Annotated in this window: 21 protein-coding genes; 8 read left to right on the top strand and 13 right to left on the bottom strand. The window is 36.8% G+C overall.

Features of this window, described 5'->3' with window-relative positions:
- The first annotated feature begins 599 nt into the window (after window positions 1-599).
- The 3 genes from QWT87_RS04205 (at window position 600) to QWT87_RS04195 (ending at window position 4944) form a co-directional block, all read left to right on the top strand.
- On the top strand, window positions 600-2741 hold the full coding sequence (locus tag QWT87_RS04205; protein ID WP_302713903.1) for a S9 family peptidase: 2142 nt from the start codon (window positions 600-602) through the stop codon (window positions 2739-2741).
- Window positions 2742-2757: 16 nt separating this feature from the next.
- A complete protein-coding gene (locus tag QWT87_RS04200; RefSeq protein ID WP_302713901.1) occupies window positions 2758-3840 on the top strand; it encodes an acyltransferase family protein in 1083 nt (360 codons plus the stop codon).
- Between the two features lie 78 nt (window positions 3841-3918).
- Entirely contained in the window at window positions 3919-4944 is a 1026-nt protein-coding gene (locus tag QWT87_RS04195) for an LLM class flavin-dependent oxidoreductase (protein WP_302713899.1), read from the top strand.
- A gap of 100 nt (window positions 4945-5044) precedes the next feature.
- On the opposite strand, the gene QWT87_RS04190 is transcribed toward QWT87_RS04195, so the two are convergent.
- The 6 genes from QWT87_RS04190 to QWT87_RS04165 all read right to left on the bottom strand — a co-directional run bounded on the left by QWT87_RS04190 (window position 5045) and on the right by QWT87_RS04165 (window position 10242).
- Window positions 5045-5542 (bottom strand): hypothetical protein, encoded by a 498-nt coding sequence (locus QWT87_RS04190; protein WP_087711633.1) that lies wholly within the window; start codon window positions 5540-5542, stop codon window positions 5045-5047.
- 95 nt (window positions 5543-5637) lie between these two features.
- Window positions 5638-6672, bottom strand: a complete 1035-nt coding sequence (locus QWT87_RS04185; RefSeq protein WP_165763017.1) for a T9SS type A sorting domain-containing protein — start codon at window positions 6670-6672, stop codon at window positions 5638-5640.
- A gap of 21 nt (window positions 6673-6693) precedes the next feature.
- A complete protein-coding gene (locus tag QWT87_RS04180) occupies window positions 6694-7335 on the bottom strand; it encodes a pirin family protein (RefSeq protein WP_087711631.1) in 642 nt (213 codons plus the stop codon).
- A gap of 127 nt (window positions 7336-7462) precedes the next feature.
- Window positions 7463-8215, bottom strand: a complete 753-nt coding sequence (locus QWT87_RS04175; protein WP_194304389.1) for a dioxygenase family protein — start codon at window positions 8213-8215, stop codon at window positions 7463-7465.
- 251 nt (window positions 8216-8466) lie between these two features.
- Window positions 8467-9141: a LytR/AlgR family response regulator transcription factor gene (locus tag QWT87_RS04170; RefSeq protein ID WP_087711627.1), complete on the bottom strand. Its 675-nt coding sequence runs from the start codon at window positions 9139-9141 to the stop codon at window positions 8467-8469.
- A gap of 6 nt (window positions 9142-9147) precedes the next feature.
- Entirely contained in the window at window positions 9148-10242 is a 1095-nt protein-coding gene (locus QWT87_RS04165) for a sensor histidine kinase (protein WP_087711625.1), read from the bottom strand.
- A gap of 120 nt (window positions 10243-10362) precedes the next feature.
- Between QWT87_RS04165 and QWT87_RS04160 the strand changes: the two genes are divergently transcribed.
- Window positions 10363-10614 (top strand): VF530 family protein, encoded by a 252-nt coding sequence (locus QWT87_RS04160; protein WP_087711623.1) that lies wholly within the window; start codon window positions 10363-10365, stop codon window positions 10612-10614.
- A gap of 80 nt (window positions 10615-10694) precedes the next feature.
- Window positions 10695-11195, top strand: coding sequence for an FKBP-type peptidyl-prolyl cis-trans isomerase (locus tag QWT87_RS04155; protein ID WP_087711621.1), 501 nt, complete (start codon window positions 10695-10697; stop codon window positions 11193-11195).
- Between the two features lie 160 nt (window positions 11196-11355).
- Here QWT87_RS04155 and QWT87_RS04150 read toward each other — a convergent pair whose 3' ends face one another.
- Entirely contained in the window at window positions 11356-11733 is a 378-nt protein-coding gene (locus tag QWT87_RS04150) for a YchJ family protein (protein ID WP_087711619.1), read from the bottom strand.
- Between the two features lie 191 nt (window positions 11734-11924).
- Window positions 11925-14066 carry a M3 family metallopeptidase gene (locus QWT87_RS04145; protein WP_087711617.1) on the bottom strand — a complete coding sequence of 714 codons (2142 nt, stop codon included), beginning with the start codon at window positions 14064-14066 and terminating at the stop codon, window positions 11925-11927.
- Between the two features lie 58 nt (window positions 14067-14124).
- Between QWT87_RS04145 and QWT87_RS04140 the strand changes: the two genes are divergently transcribed.
- Window positions 14125-14943 (top strand): head GIN domain-containing protein, encoded by an 819-nt coding sequence (locus QWT87_RS04140; protein ID WP_302713889.1) that lies wholly within the window; start codon window positions 14125-14127, stop codon window positions 14941-14943.
- 116 nt (window positions 14944-15059) lie between these two features.
- Here QWT87_RS04140 and QWT87_RS04135 read toward each other — a convergent pair whose 3' ends face one another.
- The 5 genes from QWT87_RS04135 to QWT87_RS04115 all read right to left on the bottom strand — a co-directional run bounded on the left by QWT87_RS04135 (window position 15060) and on the right by QWT87_RS04115 (window position 19560).
- A complete protein-coding gene (locus tag QWT87_RS04135) occupies window positions 15060-16937 on the bottom strand; it encodes a monovalent cation:proton antiporter-2 (CPA2) family protein (protein WP_087711614.1) in 1878 nt (625 codons plus the stop codon).
- A gap of 7 nt (window positions 16938-16944) precedes the next feature.
- Window positions 16945-17466: an NAD(P)H-dependent oxidoreductase gene (locus QWT87_RS04130; protein ID WP_076393105.1), complete on the bottom strand. Its 522-nt coding sequence runs from the start codon at window positions 17464-17466 to the stop codon at window positions 16945-16947.
- A gap of 249 nt (window positions 17467-17715) precedes the next feature.
- Window positions 17716-18540, bottom strand: coding sequence for a TPM domain-containing protein (locus tag QWT87_RS04125; RefSeq protein ID WP_302713885.1), 825 nt, complete (start codon window positions 18538-18540; stop codon window positions 17716-17718).
- Entirely contained in the window at window positions 18521-18952 is a 432-nt protein-coding gene (locus tag QWT87_RS04120) for a TPM domain-containing protein (protein WP_302713883.1), read from the bottom strand. The genes QWT87_RS04125 and QWT87_RS04120 overlap by 20 nt, the downstream gene beginning before the upstream one ends.
- Window positions 18952-19560, bottom strand: a complete 609-nt coding sequence (locus QWT87_RS04115; RefSeq protein WP_302713881.1) for a LemA family protein — start codon at window positions 19558-19560, stop codon at window positions 18952-18954. Before QWT87_RS04115 ends, QWT87_RS04120 begins: the two co-directional genes overlap by 1 nt.
- Window positions 19561-19636: 76 nt before the next feature.
- Here QWT87_RS04115 and QWT87_RS04110 point away from each other — a divergent pair, with 76 nt between their 5' ends.
- Window positions 19637-20122 (top strand): dihydrofolate reductase, encoded by a 486-nt coding sequence (locus tag QWT87_RS04110; protein WP_302713879.1) that lies wholly within the window; start codon window positions 19637-19639, stop codon window positions 20120-20122.
- Window positions 20123-20223: 101 nt separating this feature from the next.
- On the top strand, window positions 20224-20793 hold the full coding sequence (locus QWT87_RS04105; protein ID WP_271246308.1) for a DUF2892 domain-containing protein: 570 nt from the start codon (window positions 20224-20226) through the stop codon (window positions 20791-20793).
- Window positions 20794-20835 lie beyond the last annotated feature (42 nt).

The raw sequence follows: 20835 nt of genomic DNA, 5'->3' as shown, positions 1-20835 counted from the left end.
AAACTAAAGAAATGAGCTCAGACAATTGCTGCAATCGTGGCTAGGATTCAAGCCGGTAATTCATTACACGTCATTGCGAGCAGAAGGTCTGCGAACGTAGTTCTGAAGCAGCAAAGCAGTCTCAAAAAATCGTACACAAAAGTCTTTATTGGATTTATTCAAAGTATTTCAAAAGTCTGCAAAGAGAAAAAATCTTTGATTTTTTTTAACTTATGTGCTCTTTTTTCCATTTAAGTATTAAACTTAAACTGCTAAAGTGTTACAATCTTTTGCATCTTTTGTGGTAAAAAAGTTTAGACAAGTTTATTTTATGCTGAGCTTGTCGAAGTGTCGTTGCGAACGAAATCCGCCTAATCATTTAAAAATCCCTTTGCGTATTTTGCGTTAAAATTCTAACCCAGTCATTGTGACAGAGAAATCTCAATAAAGCAAAAGTCTCACTTTGTCATTTAATAAGATTTAAATTACCTCAAATAAATTCAAAATAAACAACAGCAAACAGCCATCAACAACCAACAAAAAACCAAACTCCATTTTACTTTAACACTTCTTAACCATTGATATTTATTTCTTATTTTTGAGGGATTCAATTTTATACAATGAAATTATATAAATTATCTTTATGGATGCTGGTTTTGGGGAGCAGCGCATTGGCGCAGACCCAAAAATTTACAATGGCGGAGGCAGTAAACGGGATGAGAACCAACTTAGCCGTTAAAAACATCTCGCAGTTTTCATGGTCTGCAGATGGAAAATCTTATATTCAGGCGGTAAAAGGCGGATATTTAATCACCGATCTGAAAACCAACAAACAGGATACGCTGGTTTCTTTATCCCAGTTGAATAAGAATTTAGCAGACAATAAATTCAAAGCAGTTCCACAAATTAAATTCATCAGCAATTCTCAGGGATATTTCAATTCCGGCGGAAAAATGGTATGGCTAGAAAAATCCGGCAGCGACTGGAAAACAAAAAATTCTGTTGCTTTGGACGAAAATGCTGCCAATATGAAGATTTTTGGGGATAACCAGACTTTTGCATTTACGGTAAAGAATAATTTATTTGTTAATAAAAACGGAAAAACTATCGCAGTAACCAATGATACCGATGAAAATATTCTGAATGGAGCTTCCAACGTTCACCGTAACGAATTCGGAATTGATACCGGAATTTTCCCGGCACCAAATTCAGAAAGCGTAGCGTTCTATAGAATGGATCAGACGATGGTTGCAGATTATCCGATTATTGACTGGTCTGTAACTCCTGCTGTAAATCACAATATCAAATATCCGATGGCGGGAAAAACGTCTCATCAGGTAACTCTGGGAGTTTTCAATATTAAAACTCAGAACACAACTTTCTTAAATATCGAAGGCGAAAAAGATCAGTATTTAACGGCTGTTACCTGGAGTCCGGATTCAAAGTATATTTTTGTAGGCGTTCTGAACAGAGGACAGAATTACCTGAAAATGAATCAATATGATGCTTCGACAGGAAATTTAGTGAAAACTTTATTCGAAGAAACCAGTGATAAATATGTGGAACCTCAACATCCTTTAACGTTCTTCCCGAATTCCAATACAGATTTCATCTGGCAGAGCCAGAGAACAGGATATAATCATTTATTCCACTACAATCTGGAAAAAGGACTCGTTGCACAGATTACAAAGGGAGATTGGCTGGTAACGGATATTTTAGGTTTCAATGAAAAGAAAAAAGAAATCTATTTTACCTCCACGAAAGAGACTCCGCTGGAAAAGCATTTGTACAGAATCAACTGGACAAATTTTAAGATGCAGAGAATGGATAACGCAGAAGGAGTTCACTCCGGAGTGTTAAGCAGCGACGGAAATTTCCTGTATGATGTCTACAGCAACACCGATACACCAAGAGTTGCCAACATCATCAACACAAACACTTTAAAGACAAACAATCTTCTGACTGCTGAAAATACACTGAAAAATTATCAGCGTCCGGAAATTAAAAATATCAACTTAAAAGCCGACGACGGAACAATTTTGTACGGAAAAATGATTCTTCCGACCAATTTTGATCACAGCAAAAAATATCCAGTGATTGTTTATCTATACAACGGTCCGCATTTACAATTAGTAACCAATTCTTTCCCGGCATCCGGAAATCTTTGGTATGAATACATGGCACAAAACGGATACATCATTTTCACGATGGACGGGAGAGGTTCTTCTAATCGTGGGTTAAAATTCGAGCAGGCTGTTTTCAGAAATCTGGGAACAACAGAAATGAACGACCAGATGAAAGGAGTAGAGTATTTAAAATCTCTTCCTTACGTAGATTCCGAAAGAATGGGAATCCACGGATGGAGCTTCGGAGGGTTTATGACAACGAGTTTCATGCTTCGTAAGCCGGATGTTTTCAAAGTGGGGGTTGCAGGAGGACCCGTAATCGACTGGAGTATGTACGAGATCATGTATGGCGAAAGATACATGGATACACCGCAGGAAAATCCGCAAGGTTATGCAACAGCCAATCTTTTGGATAAAGTTCAGAATCTGAAAGGAAAATTATTAATGATTCACGGAGCGCAGGATGATGTTGTGGTTTGGCAGCATTCCGTTAAATTTATCAAATCTGCAGTTGATAATGGTGTTCAGTTGGACTATTTTGTATATCCGGGACATCCGCACAACGTGATCGGAAAAGACAGAGTGCATCTTATGCAGAAAGTAACAGATTATTTTGATCAGAATCTGAAAAAATAATCCTGAAATATTGATAATGAACTTCACCAAAAAAGGCAGAGTACACTTTCATACGTTCGATTCGTTGAGGTTTCTGTCTTTTTTATTGGTTTTTTTACGCCATTCCCCCGTTCCCGAAGATAGTTTTTTATACTATTTTTCTAAGGAAGGGGGGATTGGTGTTTCTTTTTTCTTCGTACTGAGCGGTTTCCTCATCACCTATATTCTTATTCTCGGAAAAATAAACAATAACGGAACAATTCCGCTGAAAAAGTTCTTTATGAGAAGGATTTTAAGAATATGGCCGCTTTATTATGCCATGGTACTTTTTGCGATATGTACACCTTTTATTCTTGATTTTTTTAATATTTCCTATTCCAACGAAGGATATCAACCAAATTGGTGGTTTACCCTTACTTTTCTGGAAAATTATATGGCGATGTATACCAATCAGCTTCCCAATGTATCGCCGATTACCGTGATCTGGTCTTTGTGTATCGAGGAGCATTTTTACATTTTCTGGGGACTGGCTTTTTACTTTATTTCCCTTAAAAATATTCCGAAACTTCTTCTGGGAAGTATTGTTTTTTCATTCATCATGCAGATGGTGTACGAAAAATTACAAATTCCGACTTTAGATCTTTTTACGAATATTCATTATTTTGCTTTCGGAGCCATTCCAGCGTATATTTTTGTCTTTAGAGAAGATCTAATCCAAAAGCTTGAAACGGTTTCTGCTGTTTACAAATACAGTTACGCTTTTTTGGTGTTGGCAGTTATTGTTGTTATAGCAAATTCAAAGGTAATTACGGATGCAAAGTTGGAATCATTTATATTCAGTATTTTATTTTCCGGCTTAATTCTGGTTACTTTGGGAAAGAAAAATGTTTTTAAAATTTCAGATGAAAGTATTTTGGCAAAACTTGGAAAATATACATACGGGCTGTATCTTTTTCATACCATTTTAATCATGCTTTTTATAAAAATAGGAAATAGATTCAATCTCAACTGGATGTTAGTTGTTGCGCTGTCATTTATTGCTTCAATTGTATGCTCGGTGCTTTCTTACCATCTTTTCGAAAAACAGTTTTTAAAACTTAAAAGCAAAATCAGGACTTAATATCCCATTTCCTTTCTTATCAAACATCAATGCATCTGATTTTCAGTTGCCGTAAATTTGTACTATAAAATCAACAATATGGAATTAGGAATAGGAATGTTTGGCGATCTTGCTTTCGACCAGACAACAGGAAAATATAAAGATGCAGGAGTAAAGATTCGTGAAATTCTGGAGCAGATAAAATTCATGGATGAGGTGGGAATTGATGTTTTTGCCATGGGAGAACATCACCGTCCCGATTATGCGGTTTCTTCTCCGGAAATCGTTCTGGCTGCAGCGGCAAGTATTACAAAAAATATAAAATTAGCGAGTGGTGTTACAGTTTTAAGTTCATCAGAGCCTGTAAAAGTATATGAAGATTTCTCCACTCTGGATTTAATTTCCGATGGCCGAGCTGAAATTTTCGTGGGGAGAGGAAGTTTCATCGAATCATTTCCTTTGTATGGATATTCTTTAAACGATTATGAGGAACTTTTTGATGAAAAATTAGATTTATTGCTTAAAATCAATTCTCAGGAAAATGTAACCTGGAAAGGAAAACTTCGTGCACCGATGCAGAATCAAACCGTTTATCCGAGAGCAAAAAATGAAGGAAAACTGCCCATCTGGAGAGCTGTCGGCGGAACTCCGCAGTCGGTTTTAAGTGCCGCAGAATTGGGAATGCCTTTAGTGGTGGCAATTATCGGAGGAATGCCGGTACAATTCAGAAATTTAATTGAATTCTACAAGCAGGAATACAAAAAAGCGGGACACGACGTTTCAAAAATGCAGATTGCCGTTCATTCCCATACTTTTGTAAGTGATGATCCGGAAGTGATTGAAGGATATTTCCACAATTATAAATCGCAGATGGACAGAATCGGTTCTTCCAGAGGTTGGGCTCCTTATACCAAAATGCAGTATGACGGCGGAAGAAGCAAAGAAGGAGCGTTGTTCATCGGTACTCCGAAAGAAGTGGCAGATAAAATTGCCTACCTGAAAGAAATTTTCGGTATCACAAGATTTATCGGACACATGGATGTGGGAGCTCCGGAGCATGATATTATGATGAAATCTATTGAGCTGTTTGGCAAAGAAGTAAAACCACTTGTCAAAGATCTTTAAAACAAAACCTCCGCTGAATTTCAGCGGAGGTTTCTCTTTAATAAAAATCATCTGTAAAAATGAAACAACATCCTGTTGTTTAGAAATTAATCAATATAAATTATAAAGCTGTATAAGAAGCTATTGCAACCTGTGGATGAAAGGCAAACATAAACGTTTCAAAAGAGTCTCCCGAAGTATTTTTGCTTAAAAGATACTTATTGTCAATAATATCAATCAGCAACAATTCAGGCGTGTAAAAAGTTAAACCTATTTTATGCTTTGAAGAATCTTCCACATTGGAACTGATGAGATCCAGTTTGAAATTTTCAATTGGGAAAAAAGTATTTCCCAAAACATCAGGAAGGCTTTTAACTTCACCGTTAAGCTGGGCAACATAGTTTACCACCGCTGAACTCAGTAAAAACGGAATTCTTTCTGCATGAGGATTTTTTCTCAGCAATTCCCAGTAATTCTTTACCGGATTTTCTTTATCATCGAAAACCTGATGCTGAATTTTATACTCGAAAAAAGTATCTTCAAAGATATATTTATCCCAGATAATTTCAGAATTCTGATCAATTACAATCCTGAATGCAAGTTTTATTTTAGCCTTCATCATTTTAAATTTTAATAAAACAGGGCAGTTCTTTTATGATTTCTGCCCTGATCCTAAACAAAATTGATATGAAAAATATCTAATACTCAAGAAGCTTAGTTTACAAGAACTTTAAGATTCTCTGTAAACGTTCCTTTCGTATTATCAATAGTAATTTTTGCGACATACATTCCGGATTTTAATTGGTTTTTCGTCATTTTGATCTGCTGATTTCCGGATGCAAGTTTCTGCTTGTCGATCACACTGAAAAGTTTTTTTCCGCTTACATCAAACAGTTCAATACTCACTGTTGATCTTTCGTTGAGAGTAATCGGGAAAATAGTCTCTTCTCTGAAAGGATTTGGATAATTCTGTCCCACATTAAAATTTTTGGTGTTTGCTGCCTCCTGAGTTCCTAAAACGGCTCCTGCTACATAAATGGTATGAGTTAAAATATATCCGGCAGATAAAGATCCTGTTACAGTGCTCATCTCGTTGCTGGTTCCGTCTGAAAATACATTGTCACTGGCATTATAGGTGTATCCCGTCATACCTTTTGTATAGCCGTATGAAGTTCCGTTTACATTCACATTATAAACAGCACTGCCTGTTCCCTCCGGAAAAGCAATCTGCGTTACCAGAAGAGAAGTTCCGTCTGCTTTGTAAATATGAACATGAATGTGGGTGGCTCTGCTCTGATACCATCCCGGAAATATGCTCGTGAAACTTACAAGTCCGTTTGCATCCGTGGTCTGTCTTCCGCGAAGAAAATGATTGTTGGTGTAATTTGCAGCCTGCATTGCCGTACCTCCGTATTCGGAATAGTTGCCGTCTTTATCACAATGCCAAACGTCTACCAGAACACCTTGATAGGCAGCACAGTTTCCGTTGGTATTCTTGATGTAAATATTCATCGTAAAGGCAACGCCGGTTCTGTCTCCCACAATATTGGTTTGTACAAGGCTCGAAGGAGTATGCGTAGGAAAAGGACCCGCTGTTTCCGAATTGGTTACACTGCACGTTAGAACATTTTTAGAAGATTTTTCGGGCAGCATTTCCTCATGAAAAATTTCCGATCGGAGAAGAACAGGCGCAGCAACAGCTATTCCTGCTAATCCGAATGAGTTTTTTAAAAATTTTTTTCTGTCCATGTATTTAGTTTTTATTTTAAATTAAACTTCAAGGAAAATTAAAAGGGCGTTTTCGCTTAATGCTTCAAATTCAAGGGTCTCAATTTCAGAAATGATGATCGCGTCTCTGGTTTCTAAAAGTCTGTTCTGAAATTCAAAAGCGCCGTTTATTACCATTCCGAAAATTGATTTTCCTTTCTGATGTAAAGAATATTCTTCTTCTTTCCTTCCTTCGTACAGACCTATGAAATTAGGATATTCCAGTTTCTCGGAAATCTGTATCAAATGATTTCTACGGTCTATATTCAGATTTTCAATGCTGAAGAAATTATCTTTTTTAATACTTTTTAGTTCAAAAATCAGAATGTCGGCTTTCTCATCCGGTGTATTGTTTCTGATGTTCACTGTATTGCCTTCTTCAGACTTTAAAGTAAAGATGTGCTCCGGAGAAACAGGTTTCTCAAAATCGTTAATGAAAATTTCGCCGAACAGAACAATGATGAGAACGGTAGAACTTTTTTGATAATTAAAATCAAATGTTCCGTTTTCCTCGAAAACAATTTCTGTTATTTTGTGCAATCCTGACTGTTCATCGGGAATCATCTCGTTCAGAACACATGAGTTTTCTTTCCTCCAGACAGAAAGATCCGATTTAAAAATACGTGATGGACTTTGAACTAACATTTTGATTGGATTTTTTTGAGGAATTCCACACCGCACAGATAAACACATCTAATCACTTCACACCCGCGTAAATCTGTGCTTTAGTGGAAAACTAATAAACTAATAGTAAACAACCTCTGTTTTATTTTTAAGCCGAAACTTTTATTGTATGGGTAAGAGCATAACCTGCACTTACACTTCCTGTAATCGTAGACATTTCATTAGATGTTCCGTCGCTGAATACATTATCACTTGCATTATAAGTATATCCGCTCATTCCTTTATATCCTGTACTTGAAGCTACCTGAACCACTGCGCTGTCACTGCCTTCAGGAAATGCAATCTGCGTTACCAGAAGAGACTGCCCTGCAGAATTATAAATGTGAACATGGATGTGGGTGGCTCTGCTCTGATACCATCCCGGAAATATACTTGTGAAAGAAACTTTTCCGTTGGCATCGGTTGTCTGTCTTCCTCTCAGGAAATGGTAAGACGTATAATCGGCAGTCTGCATCGTCGTTCCTCCGTACTCAGAATAGTTTCCGTCTTTGTCACAATGCCAGATATCAACAATAGCTCCCTGAAGATTGGCACAGCTTGCATTGGTATTCTGAACGGTAATTGTAATTGTGAACGGAACACCTGTTCTGTCTCCTACGATATTAGTCTGTACAAGTGTAGAAGGTGATTTTGTAGGAAAAGGTCCTTCGGTTTCTGAATTGGTAACAGAACATGCCGATGAAGTTGATCCGGAAGAAGATCCTGAACCTGAAGATGAACCTGTTGTAGTATCTGTGATATCGTCATCACTTCCGCAACGTATCAAAATAGGAGCTGCCACCGCAGTAACACCTGCCAAACCAAGAGTTTTTAAAAAACCTTTTCTGTCTATTGTTTTCATAATATGTTTTTTTAAGGTTACTATTTGAATGATTTCAATGTCATTCTTTCAATTTCCTGTAACAAATGTATTTTGAAAAAAACAGCTTATGAAATTTATGAGGTAAACAGTAAAAATGTGTCGGTAAATGGATTTTTTTTAAGAAATATTAAGAATAATATGATAGAAATAGCAGAAAATTACCGAATAGAAATTCAGGGTGGCAAAAATTCGAAGAATTTTTGACGCGGTGGTTTAAAGATGAATTAAAATTATTTATTCACAATCTCCATTACCACACCTTTAAATGTTTCCCCAATCGGAATGATAAATTCCCCAATGTGAATATTGCGGTTTACAATTGTTTTAATAAGGTTCACGGGAACAATATAAGAACGGTGTACTCTTACAAAATCTTTTTCTGAAAGTTTTTCCAGAATATTTTTCATGGAGGAACGCGCGGTAATCTTGGAATGATCTGCAAGATGAATCTGAATGTAATCGTCTAAACCTTCGATCAAAATAATATCATCAAAATTAATTTTGTGAAGTTTATAATCTGCTCGGATGGAAAGATATTTTACATCAGCAGATTCACTACTCACTTTTACTTTATCCACAGCGGCTTTAAATCGTTCAAACGAAAAAGGTTTTAATAAATAGTCTACCGCATTGATACTGAAAGCTTCTACGGCATATTCAGAATAAGCTGTGGTAAAAATAACTTTTGTATTCTGAGAAATACTTTTATAGAAATCCATTCCGTTTTTGGAAGGCATTTCAATATCCAGAAAAATCAGATCAACAGGATATTTATTGAGATGTTTCTGGGCATCGCTTTGTATATTGAAGGTCTTTTCCAGAGAAAGATTCTCAATTTTTCCGGCATAATTTTCAATAATTTTAAGAGCCAGAATCTCATCATCCAGTGCAATTGCTTTTATCATCACGTATCAGATTAAATTAATTTTTAGATCAACATCATAGGTCTCTCCGTCATCTTTTATGATAAGAGTCTGTTTTTCTCCATAAATCTGCTGCAAATGTTCAGTCGTATTTTTCAGTCCTACTTTCAAGCTGCTTTCATCCGTTATATTTTCGTTCACAATATTATTAAAAACATTAAAACTAAGAGTACCTTCCTGAATGACGACTTTCACAGAAATTTTAGAATTTTTTTCCGCATTGAAGCCATACTTAAATGCATTTTCTACAAAATTAACCAAAATGAACGGTGCAATTCTCAGTCCCTGCGTTTCCCCGATCTCGGTATAAGAAAAATCAAGACTATTGTCTGTTCTTATCAGTTGAAGCGAAATATAATCTTTTATATAATCTATCTCTCTGTTCAGTTCTACAAAATCTTTACTGCTTTCCTGTACCACATACCGCATTACATTGGAAAGCTTTAAAATTCCTTCAGGCGTATCGTCAGATTTTAACAAAGCCAGAGAATAGATAGAATTTAAAATATTAAACAGAAAATGAGGCTGCAACTGATATTTTAAATTTAATAGCTCTGCTTTTGCTTTTAATTTTTCCAGTTCCTTTTTCTCATTGCTCCTGTAAATAAAGAATGAAGATAAAAAAGAAAAAAGAAACGGCAACAGAGAAGAAAATATCATCTGATGATAAGTGCCGTCATTTCTTTTAGGAGCAAAATTGCGAAATGGAGCCTCTCCATTCATTGGAGGTTTGGGGAAATTTCCATTTGGATCAGACATTTCAGGAGGACTCATCTGTATTTTCGGATATACTTCCGGAAACATGTTTTCCGGAGAAAGATAAGTAGGCAGAAATGCCATACATCCAAAACAGATCATTACAAAAAGTGAGAAAAGGAAATATTTTTTTCTTCGGTAATATTTTGGAAGAAAGATTTTAAGGTTTAAATAAAAGAAAATAATAACCAGTACAAAGCGGATAAACTCTCTTTGAAATGGAGGAACCCTGAAAACCGAAAGCGTTCCGTCGAAATCCGGAGAAGAAACAATCGGGATTGTAAGAAGCAGCGGAATAAGAATAATATGCGGTAAAAGCTTTTTCATTGAACGAAATTATTAATTTGAATTCATAATTTGTGAAAAATTATTTAAAAGCAGTAATTTTTTTATTTTCATTAAAATTAATTTATTTGTCATGAAATACAAATTCTCTACTTTTACGGCATGGAACAACAATCTAAAGATCCTCTGCACGGAAAAAGACTAGATGTTATTTTGGAAGAGCTGGTGGAATATTACAATGGTTTTGAAAAACTTGGCGAAAAGATCAATATCCGATGTTTTACAGACAATCCGAGCATTAACTCTTCTTTGAAATTTTTAAGAAAAACCGACTGGGCAAGAGCTAAAGTGGAAAGTTTATACCTTTTTGTACAGAGAGAAAAAAAGCGTAACGAAAGAAAAAAAGACAGATAAATATTTCTTCGGTCAATGATTTCAAAAACAGTATCTTTGTGCCGTTAATCGTGAAAGCAATCACGAAAAAAGAATAAAATATGACAATCGAAAACAATCACGTTGTAGCTGTAAAGTATATCCTACATACTATTGAGCCGGATGGAAGTAAAATTCTTGTAGAAGAAACAACAGCAGAAAACCCACTTACATTTTTGTATGGAGTAGGAATGATGATTCCAAAATTTGAACAGAATATCCACGGTTTACAAGCTGGAGATAAAGCTGATTTTACGATTAAGCCTGAAGAAGCGTATGGCGAAAGACAGCCTGATGCAATTGCTCAGTTGCCGATCGATATGTTCCAGGAAGCTGGAATTCCACCTGTAGGAGCAATTTTACCATTATCAGACAATCAGGGAAATAACTTTCAGGCAATTGTGGTTGAGGTAACTCCGGAAGCTGTTGTGGCAGATCTTAATCACCCGATGGCTGGGAAAACGTTAGATTTCCAGGTTGAAATCTTAAACACACGTCCTGCGACAGAAGAAGAGTTGTCTCACGGTCACGCTCATGGAGTAGACGGAAACGAAGCTCACTAAGAGTTTTCTCAATAAAATATGAATGTCCGGCAGAAATGCTGGACATTTTTTTGTTTAAATAAAATTTCACACAATCAATTTTATCGAAGATAAAATCCTTGCGCCTTAAAGCATAATGATTATAATAAAACCTTGCACCTTTGCGATTACCAACAAAAAATTATTCTAAAAAATCACCGCTCACATAAAACCAGCGGTTCTGGATCATTTTAAAAGTGGATAATTCGTGATGAACATGGTTTTCGCCATTTTCATCGGTGTAAAAAGCTTTGAATTCCACTTTATTCATGGAAGGTTTATTTATAATTTCCAGTTTTGTCCACTCATTAATTTCTCCCCATTCCTGTAAGTCTCTTGTATTGTGAAACTGCCTTTTACTCGGCGAAGTGGTTTCCATTAAATATTTACCATTCGGAATCGCAAATGCAGAAAACCTTGAGCGCATCAATGCTTCTGCGGTCGGAGCAGATTTTTCTTTTGTATGATAAGGTTTACAGCATTCTTCGTAGCTCTTTCCGGAACAGCAGGGACAGTTCATTGTTTTAAATTTTAAGAAGCAAATTTACACTTTTTGCTAGCCATGAATTCAAGAATTTTGATCTTTTATAATTTTAAAATCTGTGTCATCTGCGAAATGTTTTATTGAGCTATTAGTGAAAAATATTTGCGTCATTCGTGTTTAAATAAAAAGAAAAAAAAGCATCCAAAAAATTGAATGCTTTTAAAAATTTATTTAATAAATCCCCTGTTTCTCAATAAAGGCTTAATATCCGGATCGTGTCCCGTAAAATCTCTGAATGCCTGATTCAGATCCACAGAATTTCCTACAGACAAAATATATTTTCTGAAACGGTCTCCGTTTTCTCTTGTCAATCCTCCATTTTTAGAAATCCATTCCCAGGCGTCGTTATCCAGAGTTTCAGACCATAAATAAGCATAATATCCTGCAGAATAACCACCGCCCCAAATATGTGCAAAATAAGGCGTATGATATCTCGGCGGAACCGTTGCCAAAGTAAATCCGTGTTTCGCTAAAGATTCTTTTTCAAAATCTAAAACAGGGATTAACTGACTTTCATTCGTTACCGTATGCCAATCCATATCTAATTCAGCCGCAGAAACCAGTTCCGTGGTCATGTAACCCTGATTGAAAGTTGCCGCTTTTTTAATTTTATCAACCAAAGTTTGCGGAATAGGCTGTTTTGTTTCGTAATGTAAAGCGTAGTTCTTTAAAACAACAGGATCTAAAGCCCAGTGTTCGTTGATCTGTGAAGGGAATTCCACGAAATCTCTCGGTACATTGGTTCCGGAAAGCGAAGGATATTTCTGACTGGCAAACATCCCGTGAATAGAATGTCCGAATTCATGGAAAATAGTGGAAACATCATCATAACTTATTAAAGAAGGTTTTCCCGGAGCCGGTTTCTGATAATTGTAGCAGTTTACTATTACAGGTTTTGTTCCCAATAAATAAGACTGCTCTACAAAATTGCTCATCCACGCTCCTCCGTTTTTAGAATCCCTCGTGTAGAAATCCAGATAATAAATGGCAATGGATTTTCCGTCATGATCGAAAACCTCATAAGTTACCACATCAGGATGATAAACCGGAAGATCCGTTCTCTTTTTGAAAGTTAACCCATAGAATTTTTCCGCAGCGAAGAACACTCCCTTTTCCAAAACGGTTGTAATTTCAAAATAAGGCTTAATTTCACTTTCATCAAGATCAAATTTTGCCTTTCTTACCTGTTCAGCGTAAAAATTCCAATCCCAAGGTTCAACTTTGAAGCCTCCTTTCTGCTGATCGATTAGATCCTGAATATCTTTTGCCTCACGTCTTGCTGTTTCTACCGCAGGAGTTGCAATCTGATTCATTAATTTTGTTGCAGCTTCCGGCGTTTTTGCCATCTGATCCTGCAATTTCCATTCTGCGAAACTTTTTTTACCTAAAACCTGAGCTTTTTTCAGTCTTAATTTCGCTAATTTTTCAATGGTTTCTCTTGTATCGTTTCCATCTCCTTTTTCAGCTCTTGTCCATGATGCTTTGAAGAGTTTTTCTCTCGTTGCTCTGTTTTTAAGATTCTGTAAAAGAGGTTGTTGTGTTGTGTTTTGTAATGCTAAAAGATACTGTCCCGGTTTTCCGGCATTTTTAGCATCAGAAGCTGCCGCAGCAATTTCATCAGCCGAAAGTCCTTCAAGTTCTTTTGCATCGGTAAAGAAAACGCCACCTTGCTTTCTCGCTTCAAGCAATTTGTTGGAATATTGCGTAGACAGTGAAGCCAGTTCCTGGTTGATCTGCTTTAGTTTCTCTTTATCCGCAGAAGAAAGATTGGCTCCTGCGATTTCAAAATTCTGCTTGTAATATTGTAATAATCTTTTGCTTTCAGCGTCTAAACCATTCTCAGAAATCGCTTTTATTCTTTTATAAAGATTTTCATTCAGATACATTTTATCAGAATGGGCTGCAAAGATCGGAGCATATTCTTCATCAAGAGCCTGTAAGGTCGGGTTTGTATTGGCGCTGGTAAGATTAGAGAATACAATGGTTGCTCTTTTCAGAACTTCACCGCTTTTTTCCAGAGCTACGATGGTGTTTTCAAACGTTGGTGCTTCAGAATTGTTGGCAATTTTTAAAATTTCAGCGTCGTGCTGTTTCAAGCCAAAATCAAAAGCGGGTTTAAAATGTTCATTTTTAATTTTGTCAAATTCAGGAGCTTCATACTGAAGTTTGCTTTTTTTCATGAAAGGATTCGATGAAAGCGATGCGTCCGGAGCTGGAACTTCCTGTTGGCTATCGGTGTTTTTCATTGTTGTACATGATTGGTTGAATGCTAATGCAGAAATTAATAATACCGATGTAATATTTTTCATAAATTAGTTGTTAATAAGGTATAAAGATACTTAAAACTTAATTCATAAAATAATAAACATGAAATCACAGACTATTTTTCTTTTTTCAGTTGTTGCACTTCTGGCTTCTTGCGATAAAAATGACCGACATCATAACGGCAACGAACAGAAAAACTGGGTGGAAAAAGTAGTAACGAAAGACAACGGACCGATGAGCCATAAAGAAGTGACGGGCGATTTCGATGAAATTGAAGTTTCACAGGCAATCGAAGCTGAAATTATAAAAGCTGATTTTGAAAAGGTCGTAATTTCTGCTCCCAAAAATATTATCGACGAGGTTTTGGTGGATAACAACGGTGGAGAGCTTCATATCCATTACAAACCGGGAATCCGTGTGATGAATACGCACAATGTTTCTGCGAGAATTTATACGAAAGATTTTTCAAAATTAAATGCCAATTCTGCAGCCAGCGTTAAAGTGAAGGATAAATTTGTGCAGGATAAAATGGAACTTGAAGTTTCGAGTTCTGCAGCGGTTTCCGGAGATCTTGAAGCAAATACATTTAATATTTCAATAGACAGCAGCGGAAGTTTCGACGGAAAAATCTGGGCGGTAGATCTTGATGTGGATGCTTCATCCGCTGCAAGTCTGGATCTTTCCGGTAAAGCTAAAAATGCGGAGATCAGTGCTTCATCAGGAAGCAGTATTTCTGCCAAAGATGTTATAGTTCAGAATCTGAAAACAGATTCATCCAGCGGAGCGAGCGTAGACATCAGTGCTTCTTCTTCCATTAATGCAGAAGCGTCATCCGGCGGAAGCGTGAATGTGTATAAAAAAGGAAACGTTACCAATATCACCAAAAACGAAAGCAGTGGCGGAAGCGTGACTATCCAGTAATGCTTTGCTGAGTGAAACGCCATTGCGAACGGAAAATTAAACGTTTGAGATAAAATCTTTGCGGTCATAGCGTTAAAATGATGACTGATTTGCTTATTTAAATCAAACATAAGTTATTAATTTTCATCTTCATCCTCTTCGTCGTTTGAAGAATCTTCCCATTGCTGATTATCAAAATTAAGATTATCATACGCCAGTAATTCCTCCTCTCGCAGGAGGATTTCTTTTGTGGTAAAAAGATGGATCTCATCATCATGATCCGATTTGGCTAATTTTCGGATGGAAGCTTTATCGATGGTCATGAATCTTTGCCCGAGACGTCTCGCTGCGTATTTCCGCATTCCGGTTGCATGAAGAACATCAACTGCCATATCTACGGCGGTTCCCAGAGTTTCGCGGTAGATATTATGAATTCCGCTGTTTAAATATTCATAAGAATCTATTCTGTTTTTGGCACGTACAAAGATTTTTACCTGAGGATAATTTTCCCTTACGATATCGGCAACAAATTTATTGTCTTCGGGATCATCAAGACACAGAACAAGAATTTCGGCATCTTCAATTCCTGCTGCGCGTAAGGTGGGAATTTTTGTGGCATCTCCGTAATACACCTTAAAACCGTAGCTTCTCAACAATTTCACACGGTCAGAATCTCGATCCAAAACCGTAGCCGGAATTTTATTGGCTTTTAAAAGTCTTCCCACCGTACTTCCGAAATGTCCGAATCCTACAATGATAATTTTCTTTTGCTGAATATTACCGTCCAGAATATTAAAATCATTATCGGGATCAGGAACTTCTTTTATGAATCTCGGAGTAATAAGTTTATCATTAATAATTAATAAAAAAGGCGTGATGCACATGGTAATTGCCGTTACAGCCATCATCTGCGCATTCAGTTCAGAAGGTAAAAGATACAGACTTGAAGCATAATTAATCAGTACAAAAGCAAATTCTCCTACCTGCGAAAGCGCAAAAGCATAAAACATACTTTGTGGAGTATCTATTTTGAAAAACTTCCCAATAAGAAATAAAACGGCAAACTTTATGGCTAAAACAGCGAAAACCGTGGTGAAAATAAAGGTCGGATCTTTCTGAATGACGTTAAAATTCATTGTGGAACCCACACTTACAAAAAATACGGCAAGCAATAATCCTTTGAAGGGATCAATCTGTGCTTCCAGTTCGTGGCGGAACTCGCTGTTGGCTAACATGACTCCTGCAAGGAAAGCTCCTAAAGCGGGAGATAAGCCAATAGCAACCATGAGTTCTGAAACTCCGATGACCAGAAATAGGGAAGAGGCCGTTAAAAGCTCCGACATTCCGGATTTCGAGACATATCTTAAAAAAGGAACAAAAACATACCGCCCCAGTAAAATTAAAATAACCACTCCCAAAATAACGGTCGCGAACTGCATCCATTCCGGAAGAGTCTGTATAAGCACCTGAATTTCGTTATCGTGATGTCTGGATTTGTAATTGGCAATTAAAGGAAGAATCGCCAAAATAGGAATCACCGCAATATCCTGAAACAGCAAGGTGGAAAATGAAGCTTCTCCGGCTAATGTTTTTAAATTGTTTTTTTCCTGTAAAGTCTGCAGCACAATTGCTGTAGACGATAACGCAAAACACATGGCAACGGCTATGGCTTTGTCGATTTTCCAGCCTGCCCAGATAAATACGAGAAATAGCAGGGAAATCGTTAAAAGCATCTGCGTTAAGCCGAGTCCGACAATTTTCTTCCGCATATCCCAGAATTTTCGGGGTTCAAGCTCCAGACCGACTAAAAACAAAAGCATGATGACCCCAAATTCACTGGCGTGCATAATGTCGTTAACATCTTTTCCCGTTAATTTTAACACATAAGGACCAATGATAATTCCACCTGCAATATACCCGATGACAGAACTTAGCCCGAATTTTCTCGCCAGCGGAACCATAATGATGGCTACGCCTAAGAAAATAAGTGTGTTCATTGCTAAGCTTGTTTCCATAAAATTTTTATTGGTTGAGAAGTTCTACAAACTGCTGTTTGTGTACGATAATTTCTTTTTTTGAGAGCTTGTTGGCTTCGTAAACGATTTTGATATTTTTAATGTTTGCCTTAAAAACATTCAGCGATACGATAAGTCCGCTGATCAGCTCCTCTACGGTAAACTGATAGGTTCCTTCCTTGCTGAATGATCTTTCTTTTCCGCCTGTGGTTACCAAAATGTAAACCTCTTTTCCCTCCAAAGGATTGTGATGATCTTCTTTAAGCCAGTCGCGGTCGAAAACTTCATCAATCCAGAGTTTTAACAAAGGCGGCATTCCGAACCAGATGAGTGGAAACTGGAAAATAAAACGGTCATAGTTTTTTATTCTTTTTCTTTCCCTGAAAGCGGCAATATGAAAATTAGGATACTCTTCATAAATATCCCGAAGCGTAAAATGCTGATGACGAACATAGAAATTAATGAGCTCTGCATTCGAGTTTGAGTGCTCTAAATAAGGATGCGCAAAAACTACCAACGTCTTCTTCATAAACCTGTTTTACGTAAATATAATGAAAAATTTTTGAAGTAAAGGCGGGCTTTATAACAGATTAATTATTTTTTAATAGTAAAAAGGATGTTTTTAATGATATAAATGGAATAAATGAGTTTGATTTTTAACGTATTAAAATTTTATAAAGCTGATAAATAAAAAAAATCGATCAAAATGACCGATTATTTATTGTATGTGTTTATTTCAATTTAAAAACTGAGTGAATTTAAAGCAGGAATAAAAATTCTACCATCCTCCTGAAGCACCACCGCCTCCGAAGCTTCCGCCTCCGCCGAAGCCGCCAAAACCGCCGCCTCCGCCGCCGGAACTTCCACCACCAAATCCACCGCCGCCAAAGCTGCCCGGAAAAGGGAAAAATCCACCCGGATAATTTCTGCGACCTCTTCTGGAAAGGATCACATCGTCGTCGTCATAATTTCCGCCGCCTTTTCCTCCTCCTTTGTTTCCGAAAAGGATGGCAATAATAATTAAGATAACAAATGCAATGATGATAATTTTAAAAATACTTCCATCTCCATCTCCATTTCCGCTTTCACGATTGTTCAAAGGTTTAAATTTACCCTGAACCGCTTCCATAATTGCAGAAGTACCGCCGTTGATACCTTCGTACCACTCGCCTTGCTTAAAATGGGGAGTAACAATATAGTCTAAGATCTGTCCTGCAACAGATGCAGTAAGATATTGTTCCACGGCTCTTCCCTGTTGGATAGCCATCGTGTGATCTTCCGTTGCAATAAGAAAAACGATTCCGTTGTCGACATCTTTTTTTCCAATTCCCCATTTCTCGCCAAACATCGTTGCCAGAAAATTAATGTCTTCTCCTTTTGTGGAAGGAATAATAACTACTTCAATTTCTGTAGAGGTAGAATCTGCAAATGCGATCAGTTTTTTATTAAGCGCATCTTTTTCCTCCTTCTTCAGAAGATTGGCATCGTCATAAACAGGATACAGAACGTCTGGTTTTGGGGGAATTGTATATTGTGCTGATACAAAAGTGTAAAAGCATACCAGTAAAAATGAAAAAACTATTTTAAGAGAACGTAATTTCATTAGGAAGTTCGTTGTGGTTTTCTCCTGTTACAGAAAAATATTTTTTTAGTTCCAGACCGGTTTCCAGAATTCCGCTTTTTAAAGCCTGATAATAATTTCCTTTGGCAAATTCAGACGTAATATAGTCGTGCAGATGATCCCAGTAAGACTGGCTTACTTTTGCATGAATTCCGGTATCTCCGATGATGGTAAGATATCTCTGTTCGAAATTGACATGAAAAAGCACCGCATTTCTTTCTTTGGTTTTGTTCAGGCACAATTCTTCGAAAACCTTGAAAGCAATTTTTGCATTGTCTTCATCCGTATTTGAATCGATATGCACTCTGATCTCGCCGGTAGAATGCTCTTCTGCTGACTGAATAGCTTCCACAAGGGAAGCTATCTGCTGATTTGTTAAGAAACTGGTTGCCATTATTCTGAGAATACTTCAGGTGCCTTTTCTGCTCCTGCTTCCGCTTTGAACAAAGGTTTTTCTTTAAAGTTGGTGAAATTCGCCAGAATATTATTCGGGAATTGCTTTATAGAAACATTATAATCTTTTGCTGCATCATTGTAGTAAACAGTTTCTGTTCTGATGCTGTTTTCTATCGCGATATACTCTCGCTGGAAATTAATGTATTGCTGATCCGCTTTTAAATTAGGATAAGATTCCACCACTGCCATCAATCTGCTTAAAGCTCCGGATAATTCTCCCTGTGCGGCCTGAAATTTAGCAATATCCTGTTCAGTCATATTGGTAGGATCAATATTGATGGAAGTTGCTTTAGAACGTGCTTCAACAACTTTCGTTAAGGTTTCCTGCTCGAATTTGGAATAAGATTTTACCGTTCTTTCAAGATTCGGGATAAGATTTGCTCTTTTCTGATAAACTGTTTCTACGTTAGACCATTTTGCATTAACCGTCTGTTCTTTGTCTACAAAGTTGTTGTAGCCGTTTTTGCCCCAGAAGAAAATAACTGCGACAATTATAAGAAGAGCGATACCAATAGTTCCTGCGCTCAGACAACCTTTATTTTTCATAGTTTGAATTTTTTTAATATGTTTTGTGCTAACCAAATATACAAATTATGTGCTAATTTTGTAAAAATTTATTTTAATGACAACAATTGTGGTGGCAATGGGAGAGAAGAACGAAATTGGTTTTGAAAATCAGTTGCTTTGGCATCTTCCGAAAGATCTGAAACACTTTAAAGAAATCACTTCGGGGCATCCGGTGATCATGGGAAGAAAGACGTATGAAAGTATCGGGAAACCGCTTCCCAACCGTACCAATATTGTTGTGTCCAGAAAAACCGATTGGTTCGAAGAAGGTATTTTAATCGTCGGAAGCATTAAAGAAGCCGTAAAATTCGCTAAAAAAATTGACGAAGAAGTTTTCATCATCGGAGGTGGCAAAATCTATGAACAGACGATGGATATTGTTGATAAACTGGAAGTAACTTTGGTAAAAGCAGATCTTCAAGCAGATACTTTCTTTCCAAAGATCGATCCGAAGATATGGAGAAAAACAGACGAAATCTGCCATGAAAAAGACGAAAAAAACCAGTATGATTTCTGTTTTCAAACGTTCGAAAGAATTTAATGTTTAAAGTTCTCAGTTCAGAATTCGATACAAAACTTTAGCCTCTGAACCTTAAACTTTGAATCTTAAATTTCTTATCTTTGCACTTCTAAAATTTAATAATGAATAAATATATAAAAATTGCAGTTGCGGCGGTTCTTATTCTTTTAGGACTGTATATGATGTTCTTTACGAGAAATTTAGGCTGGGGAATCGTTGTGTTCCTTTTGGCTGCAGCACCTATTCTGCTTTTCTTTAAAAACGAATACATTCTTTTGGCTTTCTGGCAATTAAGAAAGCAGAATATGGAAAAAGCAGGTGAGTGGCTTAAAAATATTACAGATTACAAAACCCAGCTTCATAAAACCCAGTATGGATATTTTCACTATTTAATGGGATTAACTCAAGCTCAGGATCATCCTACAAAAGTGGAACCTTTCATGAAAAAAGCTTTGGAATATGGTCTTAACATGAAGCATGACAGAGCTATGGCAACTTTAAATCTTGCAGCAGCAGCAATTTCTAAAGGAAGAAAACAGGAAGGGCAGAAACTTCTGGACGAAGCAAAACGATTAGACAGTGCAGGAATGATGACCGACCAGATTAAAATGATGAAAGAGCAATTGAAAATGCCAACGATGCAGAAACATATGCATAACCCGAATATGAGAAACAGAGGGAAATTCTTTTAATGAATAGCCCAATCAAAAATAAAAGCATCTAATTTTTTAGGT

This window comes from Chryseobacterium urinae, assembly GCF_030518295.1.
Taxonomy (GTDB): Bacteria; Bacteroidota; Bacteroidia; order Flavobacteriales; family Weeksellaceae; genus Chryseobacterium; species Chryseobacterium mucoviscidosis.
This window is presented reverse-complemented; position numbering and strand designations above follow the sequence as displayed.

Bases quoted from the DNA above. Each gene is read 5' to 3' on its own strand.
- QWT87_RS04205 (WP_302713903.1), top strand. From the start codon at position 600: ATGAAATTATATAAATTATCTTTATGGATGCTGGTTTTGGGGAGCAGC.
- QWT87_RS04200 (WP_302713901.1), top strand. From the start codon at position 2,758: ATGAACTTCACCAAAAAAGGCAGAGTACACTTTCATACGTTCGATTCG.
- QWT87_RS04195 (WP_302713899.1), top strand. From the start codon at position 3,919: ATGGAATTAGGAATAGGAATGTTTGGCGATCTTGCTTTCGACCAGACA.
- QWT87_RS04190 (WP_087711633.1), bottom strand. From the start codon at position 5,542: ATGAAGGCTAAAATAAAACTTGCATTCAGGATTGTAATTGATCAGAAT.
- QWT87_RS04185 (WP_165763017.1), bottom strand. From the start codon at position 6,672: ATGGACAGAAAAAAATTTTTAAAAAACTCATTCGGATTAGCAGGAATA.
- QWT87_RS04180 (WP_087711631.1), bottom strand. From the start codon at position 7,335: ATGTTAGTTCAAAGTCCATCACGTATTTTTAAATCGGATCTTTCTGTC.
- QWT87_RS04175 (WP_194304389.1), bottom strand. From the start codon at position 8,215: ATGAAAACAATAGACAGAAAAGGTTTTTTAAAAACTCTTGGTTTGGCA.
- QWT87_RS04170 (WP_087711627.1), bottom strand. From the start codon at position 9,141: ATGATAAAAGCAATTGCACTGGATGATGAGATTCTGGCTCTTAAAATT.
- QWT87_RS04165 (WP_087711625.1), bottom strand. From the start codon at position 10,242: ATGAAAAAGCTTTTACCGCATATTATTCTTATTCCGCTGCTTCTTACA.
- QWT87_RS04160 (WP_087711623.1), top strand. From the start codon at position 10,363: ATGGAACAACAATCTAAAGATCCTCTGCACGGAAAAAGACTAGATGTT.
- QWT87_RS04155 (WP_087711621.1), top strand. From the start codon at position 10,695: ATGACAATCGAAAACAATCACGTTGTAGCTGTAAAGTATATCCTACAT.
- QWT87_RS04150 (WP_087711619.1), bottom strand. From the start codon at position 11,733: ATGAACTGTCCCTGCTGTTCCGGAAAGAGCTACGAAGAATGCTGTAAA.
- QWT87_RS04145 (WP_087711617.1), bottom strand. From the start codon at position 14,066: ATGAAAAATATTACATCGGTATTATTAATTTCTGCATTAGCATTCAAC.
- QWT87_RS04140 (WP_302713889.1), top strand. From the start codon at position 14,125: ATGAAATCACAGACTATTTTTCTTTTTTCAGTTGTTGCACTTCTGGCT.
- QWT87_RS04135 (WP_087711614.1), bottom strand. From the start codon at position 16,937: ATGGAAACAAGCTTAGCAATGAACACACTTATTTTCTTAGGCGTAGCC.
- QWT87_RS04130 (WP_076393105.1), bottom strand. From the start codon at position 17,466: ATGAAGAAGACGTTGGTAGTTTTTGCGCATCCTTATTTAGAGCACTCA.
- QWT87_RS04125 (WP_302713885.1), bottom strand. From the start codon at position 18,540: ATGAAATTACGTTCTCTTAAAATAGTTTTTTCATTTTTACTGGTATGC.
- QWT87_RS04120 (WP_302713883.1), bottom strand. From the start codon at position 18,952: ATGGCAACCAGTTTCTTAACAAATCAGCAGATAGCTTCCCTTGTGGAA.
- QWT87_RS04115 (WP_302713881.1), bottom strand. From the start codon at position 19,560: ATGAAAAATAAAGGTTGTCTGAGCGCAGGAACTATTGGTATCGCTCTT.
- QWT87_RS04110 (WP_302713879.1), top strand. From the start codon at position 19,637: ATGACAACAATTGTGGTGGCAATGGGAGAGAAGAACGAAATTGGTTTT.
- QWT87_RS04105 (WP_271246308.1), top strand. From the start codon at position 20,224: ATGAATAAATATATAAAAATTGCAGTTGCGGCGGTTCTTATTCTTTTA.